The following is a 15887-nucleotide window of genomic DNA, read 5'->3' on the forward strand; positions in this document are numbered from 1 at the left end:
CCCAAGGCGCTGCCCCCCCGACGCGCCCCCCGATGAGGAGACCCGTGCCCCTGTCCCGTCCGCTCGCCCGGCTCGCCGTCCTGCTGCTGGCCACCCTGACCGCCCTGGGGGCCGCGGTGGGCCTGGCGCCCGGTGCCTCCGCGCACGTCACCGTCTCCTCCACCGACGCGACCCCCGGCGGCTACGGGAAGCTCACCTTCCGCGTGCCCAACGAGAGCGACACCGCCAGCACGGTCGCCCTGCGGATCCAGATCCCCGAGGAGGCCGCGATGGGCTCGCTGCGGGCGCAGCCGGTGCCGGGCTGGACGATCAGCACCGAGACCACCGAGCTCGACGAGCCGATCGAGGTGCACGGCCGGGAGATCGGCGCGTACGTGTCGCTGGTGGAGTTCCGCGCGGCCGACGGCGCCGGCATCGCGCCCGGGCAGTTCCAGGAGTTCGCGCTCGCCGGGGGGCCGTTCCCGGACGTCGAGCAGCTCGGCTTCCCGGCGGTGCAGCGTTACAGCGACGGTAGCGAAGCGGCCTGGATCGAGCCCACGGTGGCCGGTCAGGGCGAGCCGGAGCGCCCCGCCCCGGTGCTGTCACTGACCACCGGTGACGCCCCTGGGGAGGAGGTGGAGGCCGACGAGGCGCATGCGCACACCAGCGACCCCGGCGCCATCGCGCTGTTCTTCTCCATCCTCGCGCTGCTCACCGCGATCGCCGGTGTCGTCCTCGGCGCCCGCGCTTCCCGACGTACCGTGTCCTCGTGACTCCCGCCGTCCGCCGACGTCCCCGCCGCGCCGTGCCGGCGCTCCTGCTCACCGCCGGCCTGGTGCTCGCCGGCTGCGGGAGCTCGGCGGACGACGCGGCCGGGAACGCCGGGGCGGCGGCCGGGGAGCACGACCACTCCGGGCAGGGGCCGGCGGTCGTCGAGGGCCCCGAGGACCGCTACGCGGGGCTCGACCTGCCCGAGCCCTACCGCCGTCCGTCGTTCACGCTGACCGACACCACCGGCGCGGAGTACGACTTCAAGGCGGCCACCGCCGGCCGCCCGACGATGCTGTTCTTCGGCTACACCAACTGCCCGGACATCTGCCCCACCACGATGGCCGACGTCGCCGTGGCGCTGCGCGGGGTGGACCCGGCGCTGGCCGAGCAGGTGCAGGTGGTCTTCGTGACCACCGACCCGGCGACCGACACCCCGGAGGTGCTCGGGGAGTACCTCGACCGGTTCGACGCCGACCTGCCCACCTCGTTCGTCGGCCTCACCGGCGACCAGGCGGCGGTGGAGCGGGCCCAGCTGGCCGCCGGGGTGCCGCAGGCCGAGGACGACGGCCGGCTGCACTCGACGCTGCTGCTGCTGTACGGCGGCGACGACGAGGCGCACGTGGCCTTCGACGCGGGCAACACCCACCAGGACATCGCCGAGGACCTGCAGGTGGTGGCGGGCGCGTGAGGCGCGGCCTCGGCCGGCTGCTCGCGGTCCTGGCCGCCGTGGTGGCGCTGCTGGCCCTCGCCGGGCCGGCCTCGGCGCACGTCGGCGGCGGCGCGGCCGGGAGCGACTTCGACGCGCGGGTGCTGCAGGTGAGCCCGCAGCTGCCGGGTGTGAGCGTGCGGTCGCTGCAGTTCGGCGACGAGCTCGAGCTGGTCAACACCACCGACGTCGAGGTGCACGTCCCGGGGTACTCCGGCGAGCCCTACCTGCGGATCGGCCGCGACGGGGTCTGGCGCAACGCCAACAGCCCGGCGACCTGGATCAACCTGGACCGCTACGGGCGGACGGCGCTGCCCCCCTCCGCCGACGCGGACGCCGCCCCGGACTGGGAGCAGGTCTCCACCCAGCCCGCCTACGTCTGGCACGACCACCGCACCCACTGGATGAGCGAGGGCGTCCTCCCGCCGCAGGTCGCCGCCGATCCGGGCCGCGAGCACGTCGTCTCGGAGTGGGTGGTGCCGCTGCGGCACGGGCAGACCGACGTCCAGGTGGCGGGGGTGCTGACGTGGACCCCGCCGCCGTCGCCCTGGGTGGTGTGGCTGCCCGTGGCCGCGCTCGTGCTGGCCGCCGCGGCCGCGGGTCTGCTGGCCCGCACGCCGCTGGCGCTCGGGGCGCTCCTCGGTGCCGGGGCGCTCGCGGCGCTCTGGCACGCGGTGGCCACGCCCGAGCCCGCCGTGACGGTGGGCTCCCACGCCGGCGCCGTGGTCTCCGCGCTGCTGCCGGCGGGGGCCACGCTGCTGTGCGCCGTCCTGGGGCTGCGGGCCGCCCGGCGGGGCCGCGGCGCGCTGACCGGGCTGCTGGCGGTCGTCACCGGCTGGCTGCTGCTGGTGCAGGGCCTGCCCGACGTGGACGTCCTGTGGTCGGCCAACCTGCTGACCGCCGGGCCGCAGCCGCTGGCGCGGGTGGCCGTGACCGTGCTGGTGTCCCTGGGCGTGGGGCTGCTCGTCGGCGGGGTCGCCGCGGTGCGCCGCTTCCGGGAGACCCCCGCGGCGCCCGCCGGCACCGCCGCCGGCCGCCCGGTCCCGGCGGCCTGACGGCGGTTCCCCGCGCGGGATCAGGCGATGTCGGCGACGACGTTCGCCGGTCCGCCGCCGAACAGGGTGTTGGCCCGCTGGAGGTCGCCCTCGAAGTCCACCTCGACCGCGGCGTACTGCGAGATGTCCACCGGGCGCACGCGCAGGCCCGCCTCGGCGATCGCCGTCTCGATGCCGCGCTCGAAGTAGTCCTGGTGCGAGCAGGCCTCCAGGTGCTCGATGAGCACGGCCTTGTCGGCGGAGGAGACGTAGTTGATGCCCACCGCCTCGCCGAGCCCGCCGCGGACGGTCTTGGACAGCTCGCGGATGCACCCGTCGGCGTCGAGGGTGTACTTGACCTCCTCGTCGGCGACCGTGCCGGTGTCGACGCAGACGAAGCTCTGGTCCGCCACGAGGTAGGGGAGGGCCACCTCCAGCACGCCCGGGTCGAAGACGACGTCGCCGTTGAGCCACAGCACCCCGCCCTCACGCGTGGTGCGCAGCGCCCGCAGCAGGCTCTTGGACGTGTTCGTGACCGCGAAGTCGGGGTTGTACGCGAACAGCAGGTCGGGGGCGGCCTTCATGATCCGCTTGCTGCGGTAGCCGACCACCGCGGTGACCGACACCTCGGCGCCCAGCACGGCGCGCAGGCCGTCGAGCTGGCGCTGGAGGATGCTGCGGCCGTCGTCGAGCCGGGTCAGCGGTTTCGGGTCCTGCCGGCCCAGCCGGGTGCCCATGCCCGCGGCCAGGATGACGACCTGGACCGAGGGGGCCGGGTGCCGCCGGGTCGTGGTGCGCGCCGAGGAGGGGAAGCCGCCCCGACGGACGGCGTCGAGGATGTGGTCACCGGTCCGCACGGACATCATCTCCCTCGAGATTGCTGGTGGTGGTGGGCCCGGACGCGGGTGCGGCCGGGAGGAGGTCGAGGACGCGCGCGGTGGCCGAGCCGTCCTCGAGGTGGCAGAAGGTCTCGCGGAACCGGGCGTAGCGCCCGGCGTGCTCCGCGGCCACGGCGTCGACGCCCGCGATGGCGTCGATCAGCTCACCGCTGGTGGCCAGCAGCGGACCCGGTGCCACCGCCGCGAGGTCGAAGTAGAACCCGCGCAGCTGGTCGCGGTAGCGCTCCAGGTCGTAGACGAAGAACAGCAGCGGTTTACCCGTGACGGCGAAGTCGAACATCGTCGAGGAGTAGTCGGTGACCATCAGGTCCGCCGCCAGGTACAGCTCCGCGACGTCGAGGTGGTCGGAGACGTCGACGACCGGGGCCCCGGGCGGGAACTCCAGCCGGCCGGCCACCATGTTGTGCAGCCGGAGCAGCAGCACGTGGTCCTCGCCCAGCCGCGCGGTGAAGTCGGCCAGGTCGATCGCGAGCGGCGGGGCCGAGCCGTCGCCCTGGAACACCAGGTCGTCGCGCCAGGTGGGGGTGTAGAGCACCGCGGTGCGGCCGTCGTCCAGGCCGAGGTCGGCCCGGACCCGCCGGCGCACGGCCTCCCGGTCGGGGCTGCTCAGCAGGTCGTTGCGCGGGTAGCCGGTCTCGGCGATCGGGCCGCGGTGCCCGAAGGCCCCGCGCAGCCGGTCGGTGGTGACGGCGTTCGGCGAGAGCAGCAGGTCCCACCGGGCGACGTCGAGGTCGGCGTTGGTGAGCCAGCCCTCCGGCCCGCCCTCGACGTCGTGGTGGATGCGCTTGAGCGGCGTGCCGTGCCACGTCTGCAGGTAGAAGGTGCCCGGCCGCTTGGTCCAGTGCATGGAGATGCAGTCGTTGGCGATGACCAGGTCGGCCGTCTCCAGGGCGGCGCGGGCCTCCGGCGTCCCGTACAGCACCGTCTCGACGTCCGGCGGGAACGTGTGCCGGGTCTTCTCGGTGCACAGCCAGGTGTGCACGGTGTCCCGGTCGTGGCGTGCGGCGAGGGCTTCGTACAGGGCGCGCGGGTTGTCGGCGAACAGCCCCCGGAAGCTGAAGTAGGTGATCCTCACCGGCGGGACGGAGGGGTCACGTGGTCAACGGGTCGGGCGTCGGTCAACGCAATCCCTCCTCCGGGCGTGTGGGGACACGGTCGATCGCGGCCCCCGGGAGCGGGGGCCATGGGAACAGTGTGCGGGTACCGGCGCCGCTTGCGTCAGGTTCGCGTCCCGCGTCGTCGACGGCGCGCCGCCACCGACGGCCGGAACACGCCCTCGGAGGCCTCTGACGGACGGCTCGGCGCCGGTGTCGGCGTCCATGATCCTCGACCGGCGCGGGGCTCCGGTAGGCGGGTCGAACTACACCGGTGTCAGTTCCGGCTGTGACTCGTGGGACGCGTGCGACCGGTGGTGCGGCTCGCCGCGGCGTGTCCCGCACGACGCGCCGAACAGTTGGTCACGAGTCGGTCACGCAATGTTTCGATGGGTCTGCCTCATCGAGGGCGCGCACGTCAGGGACGCGAGACGGACAGGGTGCATGGACGCTGGAATCGGCCCGGAGGCCCGCACGGAGCTGCTGACGGCGGTGCACCCCCGGACCGGGCGGGCAGCCGGGCGCCGCGCGCACCGGCGTCCGGCCCGGGCCCGGCGCAGCCCGGCGCTGCTGCTGAGCTCGGTCCTCCTGGGCGGCGCGGTCGCCGCGGGCATCAGCCTGCAGGGCGCGCCGGCCGCCGAGGCCACCTCCGTGCTCGCCGCCCAGGACTCGCTGCTGACGGCGGAGGAGGGCGTCGAGGTGCTGCCGCAGGCCTCGATCACCGTCGCCGAGGCCCAGGCCCGGCTGCAGGAGGTCGCCGCCTCGCGCGCCGAGCGGCAGGCGGCCGCGGAGGCCGCCGCTGCTGCCGCCGCCGAGGCCGCGCGCCCGAAGGCCGTCCTGCCGGTCGCCGGCGCCCGGCTGACCAGCGGCTACGGCAGCCGGTGGGGGACCTTCCACTACGGCATCGACCTGGCCGCGCCCATGCGCACGCCCGAGTACGCCGCCGTCGACGGCGTGGTGCTCCGGGCGGGCGCGGCCAGCGGGTTCGGCCTGGCGGTCTACATCCTCCACGAGAACGGCGACGTCACCGTCTACGGCCACATGGACAAGATCCTGGTCACGCCGGGGCAGTACGTGGAGGCGGGGGAGACCATCGCGCTGCTGGGCAACCGCGGTCAGTCCACCGGCCCGCACCTGCACTTCGAGGTGCACAAGGGGGGCCTGGAGGGCAAGCGGGTCGACCCGATCGCGTGGCTGGCGGCGCGCGGCGTCCACGTCTGAGACCGGCGCGGTCGTGGTCTGATCGCCCCGTGACCGCCGCCGTCGAGGAGAGCAACCGGCGGCTGCTGCGCGCGCGGGACACCATCGACGCGCACTACGCCGAGCCGCTCGACGTCGCGACGCTGGCCCGCGTCGCCCTCGTCTCCCCGGCCCACTTCATCCGCTCGTTCCGGGCGGCCTTCGGCGAGACGCCGCACCGCTACCTGCAGCGCCGGCGGGTGGAGCGGGCGATGTTCCTGCTGCGCACCGGCGACCGCAGCGTCACCGACGTCTGCATGGAGGTCGGCTTCTCCAGCCTGGGCACGTTCAGCCGGGTCTTCCGCGACGTCGTCGGGGAGCCGCCGAGCGCCTACCGGCGGCGGGGCCCGCTGCCGCCGGTGCCCACCTGCTTCGCGATGGCGTGGGCGCGGCCGGCGACCGATCGAGCAGTTTCGGAGAAGCAGCCGGCGGTGCCGGCTCCCTAGCGTCGTCCGCATGCTGAAGACCATCTCCATCACCCAGATCTACGTCCCCGACCAGGACGCCGCCCTCGACTTCTACGTCGGCAAGCTCGGCTTCGAGGTGCAGGCCGACATGGACTTCGGGCCGATGCGCTGGCTCACCGTGAACCTCCCCGGCCAGCCCGACCGGGCCGTGCTGCTGGAGAAGCCCGGCGCGCCGGCGATGAGCGAGGAGACCGCCGCCCGGGTGCGCGACCTGGTGAGCAAGGGGGCGGCCGGCGGGCACCTCTTCTTCACCTGCGACGACGCCTACCGGACGCACGCCGAGCTGAAGGAGCGCGGCGTGGAGATCACCGAGGAGCCGGTCGACCAGCCCTACGGCATCGACTTCGGCCTCCGCGACCCGTTCGGCAACCACCTGCGCATCGCGCAGATGAAGGAGGCCTGACCACGGGGCCGCCACGCGGTGGCCCCGCAGCCCACCCCCTCCGCCGGACCCGTGAACCGGCCCTGTACAGTTGCTCCCGGCTCGGAGGAACACGCCGGGCCAGGATCGGGGCTGTGGCGCAGCTGGTAGCGCACCACACTGGCAGTGTGGGGGTCAGGGGTTCGAGTCCCCTCAGCTCCACCCCGATGACCAGGCCGTTCTCCTTCTGGAGGGCGGCCTGAGTCGTCTCTGGTTGCAGTTGTGGTTGCAGTTTGCCCACCCTTACCTGGCAGCAGCAGGGCGCCCATCCGGTCGGCGGCCTCGCGGGCGAGGGCCGGCATGACGTGGCTGTAGATGTCCATCGTGGTGCGCATCTGGCTGTGACCGAGCAGCTCCATGACCACCCTCGGGTGCACGTTCTCGGACAGCAGCAGGGTGGCGGCGGTGTGCCGGCCGTCGTGCAGGCGCACGTGGCGGACTCCGGCTGTTTGCAGCAGTCGGGTCCAGTCGTCGTAGTCGGTCTTCTTGTCGATGGGGCGGCCGTTCGGCTGGGCGAAGACCAGGTCCTCGTCGTGCCACTCGGAGCCGGCCAGCATCCGCTCGCCGAGCTGGGCGATCTTGTGTTCCCTGAGGGCATCGAGCAGGGGCAGCGGCAGCGCGAGCGTGCGCTGGCTGCGGCGTGTCTTGGGCTCCTCGTAGATGAGCCCTCCGCCGCGGACCCGGTGGATGCTGCGCCGCACCGTGAGGGTGCCGGCCAGCGGATCGACGTCCTTCCACTGCAACGCCAGCGCCTCGGACTGGCGCAGGCCGAGGGCGAGGGCGACGGTCCAGCGGGCGGAGTTGCGGACGCCGGCCGCGGCGTGCAGCACGGCGCGGGCCTCGCCGAGGTCGAGGGCGGTGGCCAGGTCGCTCTGCCGCTGGGCCGGTGGGTCGACGAGGGCGGCGACGTTGCGGGGAACGTGTCCGCGCTGGACGGCGACGGTGAGCGCCCGCGACAGGATGCGGTGATGGCGCAGCACGGTGGCGGGGGAGTAGCCGGCGTCGAGGAGCGCGGTGTAGAGCTGGTCGAGGTGCTCGGGGCGCAGCCGGTCGAGGCGGTGCCGGCCGACGCCGGGGACGAGGTGCTTGCGGACCGCCGACTGGTAGCTCTCCAGCGTCCGCTGTCGCACCCGGCGCGGGGCGATGGTGGTCAGCCAGTGCTCGAGCCATGCGCCCACCGTCGGAGCGCTCGTGGTGCTGACAGTCCCATCGTCGCGCTTGCGCTCGAGCTCTCGGACCTTCGCGACGACGACGCTCCGGTTCTTGCTGCTGACGTGCCGGCGGTCGAGCTTGCCGTCGAGCTTGAAGCCGACGGAGACGTAGCCGTGCCAGCGCCCGTCGGCGCCCTTGTAGATCGTCGACTCGCCGTTCGACGCACGTCCCGCCATCCGCTACCCCTTGGCGCTCTTCAGGAGGGTCAGTCTCGCGGAGCCCTCGGGGCAGAGGCAGGCGCGCTGTGGATTCATGCGGCGTCCGGCGAAGGCTGTGGACGAGACGGGAGAGCCTGGAGCCAGCGCACGTAGCGCTCGACCTCCGCCTGCGGTATCCGGCAGCTGCGGCCGATGTGCACGGGACGCAGCTCTCCGCTCTTCATGAGCGCGTACACGGTCGTGCGGCCGACGCGGAGCACCTTCGCGGCTTCTTCAGGCGTGAGGAGGAGCCGATCGACGACCGAGACCTCCCGGAGCGGCTGCGGATCACCCATGTCGACATCTCCCGGATCAGTGGCGGCGCTGCGTCAAGGCTGCTGCACGACGGTGGGGGAGCGGCCCCCCGAACATCTCCTGTTCCTCTCCCGCAGCGCGCACCGAGCGGTGAGCGCTGCCGACTGGAGACGCGAGCCCATGCCCCTCGTTACTGCAGAACTCCTGGAGCATCGGTCAGCGCACGTGGGGAGCGCCGGTGAGGTGGGCGCGTCTCCTGTAGCTCTCCAGTACGGGCTGGAGTGCCCGCGCCAGGGCGGGCAGGTCGCGGTTGTAGACCCGCCCGTCGTCGAGCTGGCCGACGAGCTCGCCGAGCAGTCTGGGCCAATCGCGGCGGGTGGGCACGAGTGCGACCTGGACCTCGACGCGCCGCTCGACGACCTCCACCGCCGACAGCCCCGAGGCCGCGGCTCGGGTCTGCTCCCAGGCGCGGTGCCGGCAGGTAGTCGAGCACCATTTGGGGATCGGCCCTCGGCTCCGCGGGGTGATCGGCCTGCCGCACCAACCGCATGCCGCCGCCGCGGTCCTCCGCTGGCGACCGTGCACGTCCGCTGCGGCCGGGTCCGAGTGGGCTTTCGGGGTCGTCCGCTGGCCTTGCTGACGCCGTTGCCGCTCGCGCTCCCGCCGTCGGGCTCGGTAATCGGGGCTGCCGCTGGTTCCCATGCCGTCGAGGCTCCGGACGAGTCTCCAGAAACCCGTCACCACGACTTCGGAGACCCGAGATGCATAAGGTGTGTCCCCCTTGATCTTGCGGCTTCTCCGGTGATGCGGCCAGGACTGGACGGCCTCGCAGAGGCTCGGTTCGGCCGTCCTCGATGGTCGGTCTCAACGCGGCCTGAGGGTCACATCGGCCAAGGTGGTCCTAATGGCATGGAGCCCATGCCTTCCAGCAGGCGTGATCCGCGCGTCACGCCCACCCGAGCGGATCGCGTCGTCGCTGCCAGGCAGCAACGGGCCCTTGCCATCCGGGCTGCTGCCGGGTCAGGTGGTGGAGCTGCTCTGTGCCTCTCAGCGGCACACTCAACGCGACAACGGCTTTTCAGCTCGTGCCTTCGGAAGGTCCGTTAGGTGCCGAATCAGACGCTCCAGTTGCTTCGCTCGCTCGCTCCGGGCTGCAACTACACGCCTCGGTCGATGCCCAGCGTCGAGCCGTGGAAGGCGTCGTTTCCTTTCATCGTGGGGGCGCGCTGGCCAAGCGTCTCCAGCATCCGACGGTGCGCCTACTAACGTGGTCCCTGTGAGCCCTAGCAGACCGCGGGAACATGTTCTCGAAGAAGAGTCCCGTCGGGCCTTCCAGGCCGCTCTGCCTGCCGAGTGGGTCTTACGGTCGACGGGGGAGGACGACTACGGCATCGACCGCGAGGTCGAAATCTTCGAGAATGGAACGACCACAGGGCTCACATTCAAGGTGCAGCTGAAGGCTAGCGAGCACCGGGATCCGTCGGGTCCTCTCCGCCGCGTCACCGTTGAGCATGTGCATTACTGGAAAAGCCTGGCTGTGCCAGTCCTTATCGCGTACTATGTCGCCGATTCCGGTGAGCTTTTCGGTCGCTGGGTGCACACCGTAGGTCGCGAACCGGGATGGAATCCAGACGCACAGACGACGACGATTCGCTTTGCGCCGAGTGATTCTCTGACCGACGTCAGTGACCGGCTACGCCGTGAAGTGATCATGCACCGGCAGTTGAGCGCGGGGCAGCTTCCACGCCCCTTGCCCCTGCGTCTCCGAGTCGCGCCTAGCTTCACCGTGGCTGCGCAGGCGGAGATCGCAGTGCGGATGCGTGCAGTGCTCGCTGCCAAGGGTCTGAGGAACGACGTGGAGGTCCTTCCGGCTAGAGGCGGGGAGGAAGTGCCGGCAGTCCTGCTCGAGGTTTCGGTCGAGGGTGGAACGGCGATTCGCGCCGCCCTGCCAGGTGACTTCGCCTCGATCAGGATCACGGTGCCGCCTGCGGCCTACACGCATGACCGTGGCCTTGAGATGCTTGTCGCCGATCTCTTCGTCGCTGCCGCATGCGCCCTTGAGCGCATCGGTGCCAACGTGGCCGGGGCCAAGCTACTCAGGGAGACCGTGCGCAGCGCCTTCTTGGTGACCAGCCCGGAAGTTGCAGAGCCGGTCGCCGTGATGCTCGGCGAAGCCGGACTTCTTCAAGACGCCCTAATCCTCGTGCTCATGCTCAACGCGTGGGAGGACCCCCAGGCCCGCGACGCTGCCGACCGCTACTTCAACCTCGCATTGAGGGAAATCGGTTGGCTCGATGAGCAACTGCAGACGCTGCTGTTCGACAGCATGCGTCAGCGCGCTGAGATCGAGAAGTCGTCAGCGAACCCGCGCCGCGCCGGACGGGCTCACTACAACTTGGCTCAGGCGCTCAACGCCATGCGGCGAACGGAGGAAGCTCTGGATGAGTTAGATCTCGCCCTCCAGTATGACCCTGGCTACGCCGAGCGGGACTACTTCTACCGGGAGCGCGGTGGCTTTCGCTGGACGGTGGGGGACTTCGCGGGTGCTGCGGACGACTACGAAGTTGCGCTGACGAAGAGCGGAGACTCTGCCGAGTTGCTGCCCCTCCGCGCGGATGCGCTGCTGTGGGCTGGCAAGTACGGGCAAGCTCTAGCTCTTCTGCGTGACTGGACGCCAACTGGACACGACCTCGACCGGTTGGCTGCCCTCGACTTAATCGTGTTGGAAGAGTTGATGCGTGTCACCGGCCTCGATGAACAGGACAGACGGCCGGTCGACCTTGATGAGATTGCCGCCGTCGAGTCCGATCCCGAAGCGTTGGTGGGGCTACTACGTTCGCTGGACGCCCTGCACCCCGCGATCTGGCACGCCCTCATCACCGATCTCGAGCGACAACTGCCTCGGATTATCACCGTTGCACTGCTTATGTTGAATCACGCGGGGGCCTGGGCAATGGCAACCGCTGTCGCCTCAGCGCTCCTGGACCGGGACGAGGCCGAGCCGCGTCTCCTCGAGTACCTCGTCGCGTCAGCAGTGCGATTGACGCCGGACGACGAGTACATGCAAGCGATTGAGGAACTTGCCGTTGGTATCGCATCCGACGTGGGACCGGAGGAAGCATCGCGTCTGCGGAGCCGCGTGTACGAAGAGATGGAGGCGCTACCGGACCGGCCTCTTCCGCACATCACCCGGATCATCATCGACCCTGACGACCCGGATCATCATCGACCCTGACGCTGGCGAGGGGGCCGCTGAGAGTGGGTCCTGACGACCTCTGACTCGGGCTCACCCCGGGCTGGACCTGCGACTGCTCGTCGCTCGACAACCCGGCCTCGCGCGGCCGCCACCTGACCGAGGGTTCGGCCGCCGGTCGCTTTCAAGCCGACGGGACCTGATTCAGCCCCGTGTAGTTGAGGCTGCGGACTCTGCCGCCATCTTCGTGATCCGATGTTCCCGTCGGATTCGGGTAGACGGCTGCGAGCGCGTGACGCATGTCCGACGGACTGTTGAGGGTGAAGCCAGAGGTCGACAGAAAGCCGTGGGTGGCTCGGGATACGAGCAGTCCGATGACGATGTACGGACTGCCCACGTCGACGAGAGTGAGATTGAATAGCGCTCCCTGCATGTCCAAAAGGGGATTGCGCGCTGGGGTGAATAGGCCACTTGTGTGACGTGGCTCCTGGTAATGGGGGAAGCGGCGAGGGAGGGCCAGGCGCCCCCCGGACAGGACCCCCTGCGACAAATACGAGCGGGGGTAGACGAAACCCTCGATAACGCAGGCACTCCAGTCGCCCAGGTTGCAGTCGCGGTAGTACACATCATGGCTCCCAAAGACGAGGGTGTCGCGAATGCGCACTTGCTCTTTGTACTCATCGAGCCCCCACGCCAATAGTCCAAAGGTGGGTCCATCAGTGGCCAGTGGGCTCGTCAAACGGTTTGCGATGAGCCCTAGGCCCTTGGGTTGGCCATCGCCATCTCGCCCCGAAACAATTCGTCCTTGTCGCTCGCCGGAAAATTGAACAAATCCGTCAAGGTGTAATGACAGCTTGACTCTGTCGTCCGCCGTGTAGGGCACGACGTCGGCCGTTGGCAGCATTAGCTCGCTACGGCTGTAGTCGACGGGGAACTTCATGAGGAAGCCCTGTCGCGCTGAATGGTAGGGGGCGGTGACGGCGAAGCCGCCGTCGGATAGTCCAACGATCTTCGTCAGGAGGCGAAGCGTGCCATTGTGGTCCGCTACTGCGATACGAATTCCTTGCTGGGCCATGCGAAGCGTCCTTTCGCGCTGGGCGTCCCCTGACAGTGTGCCGCGCGAGCAGCGCCTGCACCGTGAGGCTCCCCTGGCTACCCGTGGAGTTCGGCCCGGCTCCCATCTCACGGCCACCCGGACAGGGCTGGTCGAGAGTGATGCCCTGGGCAGCCGCTAGGTGAACGAAGAACGCTCCCTATGCGCGGTCTCCCCAGGCGGTCGGAACGCTCGCTGACCGGCGGTCGGAACGCTCGCTGACCTTCGGGGGCGATGCCGGGAATCGGAAGCCTTCGCTTCGCCCACCGGGTTGCAGTTCTGGTTGCAGTCGGCCCAAATGGATCTTGGTTCGCGGTCGTTCGCCGTCGTCCGGCAGAGCGGCGAACGCCCTGCTCAGCAAGCCTTTTCGAACATCGGCGAACGTGGGCGAACGCCGTCAGGTCGGCCTGGCAGTGGGGGTCAGGGGTTCGAGTCCCCTCAGCTCCACCGGGGTGCTGGCGAAAAGCCAGCCCCCTGGTTGGCGAAAAGGCCGGGGCCACCGCACACAGCGGTGGCCCCGGCTTCGTCGTCTGCGGGTGCTGTCCCGCAACCACCAGAGCCTGGCCGACGGCGGGCTGGTCACGAGCAAGATGCTGGTGCGGGCCTGCTTCGCCGAGAACGCCCCGGGCGCCTGGGGTGACCTCGCGCTGGAACCCGAGTCCGGGGAGATCGTCGTCGTGAAGCTGTACGCCTCGGCGTTCTTCGGGACGTCGCTGGCCACGACGCTGCACGCCGCGGGCGTGGACACCCTGATGATCGCCGGCGTCTCGACGTCGGGCTGCGTGCGGGCCACCGCGATGGACGCGCTCAAGTCCGGTTTCCACCCGCATGTCGTGCGGCAGGCCTGCGCGGACCGGACACCGCGCTGGACGACAACAACCTCGCCAACCTCGACGCCAAGTACGCCGACGTCATCGACCTGGCGGAGCGCTCACGCACCTCTGACCATCAGCGGTCCGTGGGGAGCATGTCGTCGAGCGCAGCGCAGCCGACCCGCGTCATAGGACGTGTCGGCGCAGCGCCTCGTTGACGACCCCGGGAGCGGTCGCGTTCGGCAAGTGTGCGGCGCCGGGGACGACGGCGAACTGCGCCTCCGGGATGCCATCTGCGATGAACCGCACCATCTCCGGCGTCGTCGCCGGGTCTTCGGCGCCGGCGATCGTCAGGGTGGACGCGGTGATCTCGCCGAGCCTGTCGCGCACGTCGAACGCGCCGATCGCCTCGCAGCAGGCCGCGTACCCCTCCGGCGGGGTGGCGCGCAGCATGTCGAGCAGCCGCTTCGCCTCTCCTGGGGAGCGCTCCGCCCACTCGGCCGTGAACCAGGTGCCGGTGCGGGAGGACTCCAGGAACCCGGTGCCCTCCTCGCGCACCTGCTGGGCCCGCACCGCCCATGAGGGCGGGTCGGCGAACCGCGCGGCCGAGGCGATGATCGCCAGCCTGTCCAGTCGCTCGGGCACGGTGAGCGCCAGCTGCTGGCCGATCGCCCCGCCGATGGAGACCCCCGCGTAGGAGAAGCGCTCGACGCCGAGCCGGTCGAGCAGCGCGAGCACGTCGGCGGCCAGGTCGGCCATCGTGCACGGGCCCGGTACGACCTCCGAGGCCCCGTGCCCGCGCAGGTCGTACCGGACGATCTGCAGCCGGTCGGCGAAGGCCGCGACCTGTGCGTCGAACAGGCCGGTGTCGGTGCCCAGCGACGGGCCGAGCACGAGTACCGGGGCGTCGGCGGGGCCGTCCATGACGGCGTGCAGGCGGGCGGTCATGTGTCCTCCAGGGTGGCGGCGCGGGCGGACTCAAGCGTGAACGTGTGCCGGTCCCAGCCGTCGGCCAGGGGCACCCAGTAGGAGAAGCGCACCCGCTTCTCCCGGTAGCGCCAGCCGGCCTCGGTGCGCACCAGCTCGTCGGTGTAGCGGCCGGCGGCCACGTGCGGGACGCCGTCGACGACGCACGGCTGCCACAGCAGCGAGGTCACCGAGGCGCGGTCGCCGTCCACCTCGATCTCCAGGTTGGACACGTGGTGCCAGAACGCGGTCAGGCCGCCGTCGGCCAGGCCGGCGAAGAAGGCCAGCAGGTCGGCCCGGCCCTCGACCCGGCTCAGGCCGTCGAAGATGCCCTCCGGCGTGAACAGCCCCACCAGCCCCGGCCATTCGCCGTCGTCGAGCAGCCGGCAGTAGCGGGCGTCGAGCGACCGGATCGCCTCGACGTCCTCCAGCCGCCGCAGCCGCTCCTCGATCGTCACCGGGCACCCTCCGGCAGGAAGTCCAAGGAGACGACACCGTCGCCCGCCGGGCCGCCGGCCAGGCGGATCGCGCCGCCAGCCCCGACCACGACCTCCACGCAGACCCGCGCGTCGAGTCTGGTGATCGCGGCGGGGTAGCGGCCCGGTGCCGGCACCGCCGTCCCCGGCGGGACCGCCAGCACGCCGCCGGCCAGCCGGCCCTCGACGCGGTGCGGCCGGCCCAGCACCCGCGCCGCGCCGGCGACGTCACCGGTGGCCAGACATGTGCGGACCTGTGTCGACGAGCACCGCACGCCCTCGGGGGAGAGCAGGTCGACGCCGTCGGCGGTGAAGCCGTGCCGCTGACCGAGCTCGGCGAGGGTGGCGACGTCCCCGGCCCCGCGGGCGCCGAACCGGAAATCGCTGCCGACGATGACGGCGTGGGCATCCAGCGCGTCGACCAGCACCCGCCGGACGAAGTCGTCGGGACACGTGCCGGCGAGCTCGGCGGTGAACGGCAGCACGAGCACCGCATCCACCCCGAGCTCCCCGGCCAGCTCCGCCCGCCGGCCCGGTGTCGACAGCGCGGCGGTGTCGCGCGGTGGGCCGACCACGCGGGCCGGGTGCGGGTCGAACGTGACCAGTACCGTCGGCAGGCCCCGCCCCAGACCCACGGCGACCGCTCGCTCGATGACCCGTACGTGCCCGCGGTGGACGCCGTCGAAGACGCCGATCGTCACCGCGCACGGGCCGAAGCCGGCCGGGACGTCGTCCAGCCCGTGCCAGAGCCGGGCGCCGGTCACGGTCGCCACGGTCATGGATTGGCGGAGAGGGCCGAGGGGTGCTCCGTCAGCGGGGTGACCGCGACGGTCATGAACGGAAACAGCGGCAGGTTCCACAGGATCTCGTGCAGCTCGTCGGAGCTCTCCACGTCGAAGATGCTCACGTTGCTGTACTGGCCGACCACCCGCCACAGGTGCACCCAGGTGCCCGTGCGCTGCAACTCGAGCGCGCGGGCCTTCTCGTTCGCCAGCAGCGTCGCCCGTTCCTCGGGATCGAGGTCGCGGGGCACGGCGACGTCCATGCGGACGTGGAACAGCATGATCAGGTCC

At 71.2% G+C, this 15887-nt stretch carries 17 protein-coding genes, 1 tRNA gene and 1 pseudogene; 9 read left to right on the top strand and 10 right to left on the bottom strand.

The window, feature by feature from the left end; all coding sequences use genetic code 11:
- Positions 1–44: 44 nt before the first annotated feature.
- From E9565_RS14100 to E9565_RS14110, 3 genes are read left to right on the top strand one after another with little or no spacing between them, the layout of a single operon-like run.
- Positions 45–752 (top strand): YcnI family protein, encoded by a 708-nt coding sequence (locus E9565_RS14100; RefSeq protein WP_236835547.1) that lies wholly within the window; start codon positions 45–47, stop codon positions 750–752.
- The gene (locus tag E9565_RS14105) at positions 749–1438 is read left to right on the top strand and encodes an SCO family protein (protein WP_236828242.1); all 690 of its coding nucleotides are present in this window, start codon (positions 749–751) and stop codon (positions 1436–1438) included. Before E9565_RS14100 ends, E9565_RS14105 begins: the two co-directional genes overlap by 4 nt.
- Entirely contained in the window at positions 1435–2511 is a 1077-nt protein-coding gene (locus E9565_RS14110) for a hypothetical protein (RefSeq protein ID WP_236835550.1), read from the top strand. Before E9565_RS14105 ends, E9565_RS14110 begins: the two co-directional genes overlap by 4 nt.
- 20 nt (positions 2512–2531) lie before the next feature.
- Here the strand turns inward: E9565_RS14110 and E9565_RS14115 are convergent, their stop codons facing one another.
- Entirely contained in the window at positions 2532–3347 is an 816-nt protein-coding gene (locus E9565_RS14115) for an NTP transferase domain-containing protein (protein WP_236835552.1), read from the bottom strand.
- Positions 3334–4464: a CDP-glycerol glycerophosphotransferase family protein gene (locus E9565_RS14120; protein WP_236828245.1), complete on the bottom strand. Its 1131-nt coding sequence runs from the start codon at positions 4462–4464 to the stop codon at positions 3334–3336. The genes E9565_RS14115 and E9565_RS14120 overlap by 14 nt, the downstream gene beginning before the upstream one ends.
- Before the next feature lie 463 nt (positions 4465–4927).
- Between E9565_RS14120 and E9565_RS14125 the strand changes: the two genes are divergently transcribed.
- The 4 genes from E9565_RS14125 (at position 4928) to E9565_RS14140 (ending at position 6772) form a co-directional block, all read left to right on the top strand.
- Positions 4928–5704 (top strand): M23 family metallopeptidase, encoded by a 777-nt coding sequence (locus E9565_RS14125; protein WP_236835554.1) that lies wholly within the window; start codon positions 4928–4930, stop codon positions 5702–5704.
- 29 nt (positions 5705–5733) lie between these two features.
- Positions 5734–6168: a helix-turn-helix domain-containing protein gene (locus tag E9565_RS14130; protein ID WP_236835555.1), complete on the top strand. Its 435-nt coding sequence runs from the start codon at positions 5734–5736 to the stop codon at positions 6166–6168.
- Between the two features lie 10 nt (positions 6169–6178).
- Entirely contained in the window at positions 6179–6592 is a 414-nt protein-coding gene (locus E9565_RS14135) for a VOC family protein (RefSeq protein ID WP_236835556.1), read from the top strand.
- Between the two features lie 107 nt (positions 6593–6699).
- A tRNA-Ala gene (locus E9565_RS14140) sits at positions 6700–6772 on the top strand.
- 200 nt (positions 6773–6972) lie between these two features.
- On the opposite strand, the pseudogene E9565_RS23590 reads toward E9565_RS14140, so the two are convergent.
- The 3 genes and pseudogenes from E9565_RS23590 to E9565_RS14150 all read right to left on the bottom strand — a co-directional run.
- A pseudogene (locus E9565_RS23590) lies at positions 6973–7998 on the bottom strand (tyrosine-type recombinase/integrase); the annotation flags it as partial.
- Between the two features lie 74 nt (positions 7999–8072).
- Complete coding sequence (locus E9565_RS23595; RefSeq protein ID WP_374201740.1) at positions 8073–8315, bottom strand: helix-turn-helix domain-containing protein; 243 nt, start codon at positions 8313–8315, stop codon at positions 8073–8075.
- Between the two features lie 175 nt (positions 8316–8490).
- Positions 8491–8700, bottom strand: coding sequence for a hypothetical protein (locus E9565_RS14150; protein WP_236835558.1), 210 nt, complete (start codon positions 8698–8700; stop codon positions 8491–8493).
- Positions 8701–9550: 850 nt separating this feature from the next.
- On the opposite strand from E9565_RS14150, the gene E9565_RS14155 reads away from it, so the two are divergent.
- Positions 9551–11509, top strand: coding sequence for a DUF4365 domain-containing protein (locus tag E9565_RS14155; protein WP_236835559.1), 1959 nt, complete (start codon positions 9551–9553; stop codon positions 11507–11509).
- A 142-nt stretch (positions 11510–11651) separates the two neighbouring features.
- On the opposite strand, the gene E9565_RS14160 is transcribed toward E9565_RS14155, so the two are convergent.
- The gene (locus E9565_RS14160; protein ID WP_236835560.1) at positions 11652–12542 is read right to left on the bottom strand and encodes a hypothetical protein; all 891 of its coding nucleotides are present in this window, start codon (positions 12540–12542) and stop codon (positions 11652–11654) included.
- A 554-nt stretch (positions 12543–13096) separates the two neighbouring features.
- On the opposite strand from E9565_RS14160, the gene E9565_RS14165 reads away from it, so the two are divergent.
- Positions 13097–13564: an isochorismatase family protein gene (locus E9565_RS14165; protein WP_236835561.1), complete on the top strand. Its 468-nt coding sequence runs from the start codon at positions 13097–13099 to the stop codon at positions 13562–13564.
- On the opposite strand, the gene pcaD is transcribed toward E9565_RS14165, so the two are convergent.
- Genes pcaD through catC form a run of 4 tightly spaced genes read right to left on the bottom strand, consistent with a single transcriptional unit; the run spans position 13559 to position 15877 of the window.
- Entirely contained in the window at positions 13559–14320 is a 762-nt protein-coding gene (pcaD, locus tag E9565_RS14170; protein WP_236835562.1) for a 3-oxoadipate enol-lactonase, read from the bottom strand. The two genes, E9565_RS14165 and pcaD, sit on opposite strands and share 6 nt — an antisense overlap.
- Positions 14317–14796 (bottom strand): nuclear transport factor 2 family protein, encoded by a 480-nt coding sequence (locus E9565_RS14175; protein WP_091379125.1) that lies wholly within the window; start codon positions 14794–14796, stop codon positions 14317–14319. Before E9565_RS14175 ends, pcaD begins: the two co-directional genes overlap by 4 nt.
- Positions 14793–15593, bottom strand: coding sequence for a bifunctional riboflavin kinase/FAD synthetase (locus tag E9565_RS14180; protein WP_236835563.1), 801 nt, complete (start codon positions 15591–15593; stop codon positions 14793–14795). Before E9565_RS14180 ends, E9565_RS14175 begins: the two co-directional genes overlap by 4 nt.
- Complete coding sequence (catC, locus tag E9565_RS14185) at positions 15590–15877, bottom strand: muconolactone Delta-isomerase (protein WP_199580147.1); 288 nt, start codon at positions 15875–15877, stop codon at positions 15590–15592. Before catC ends, E9565_RS14180 begins: the two co-directional genes overlap by 4 nt.
- Positions 15878–15887: the final 10 nt, after the last annotated feature.

The sequence above is a fragment of the Blastococcus sp. KM273129 genome (genome assembly GCF_021698995.1).
GTDB lineage: Bacteria > Actinomycetota > Actinomycetes > Mycobacteriales > Geodermatophilaceae > Blastococcus.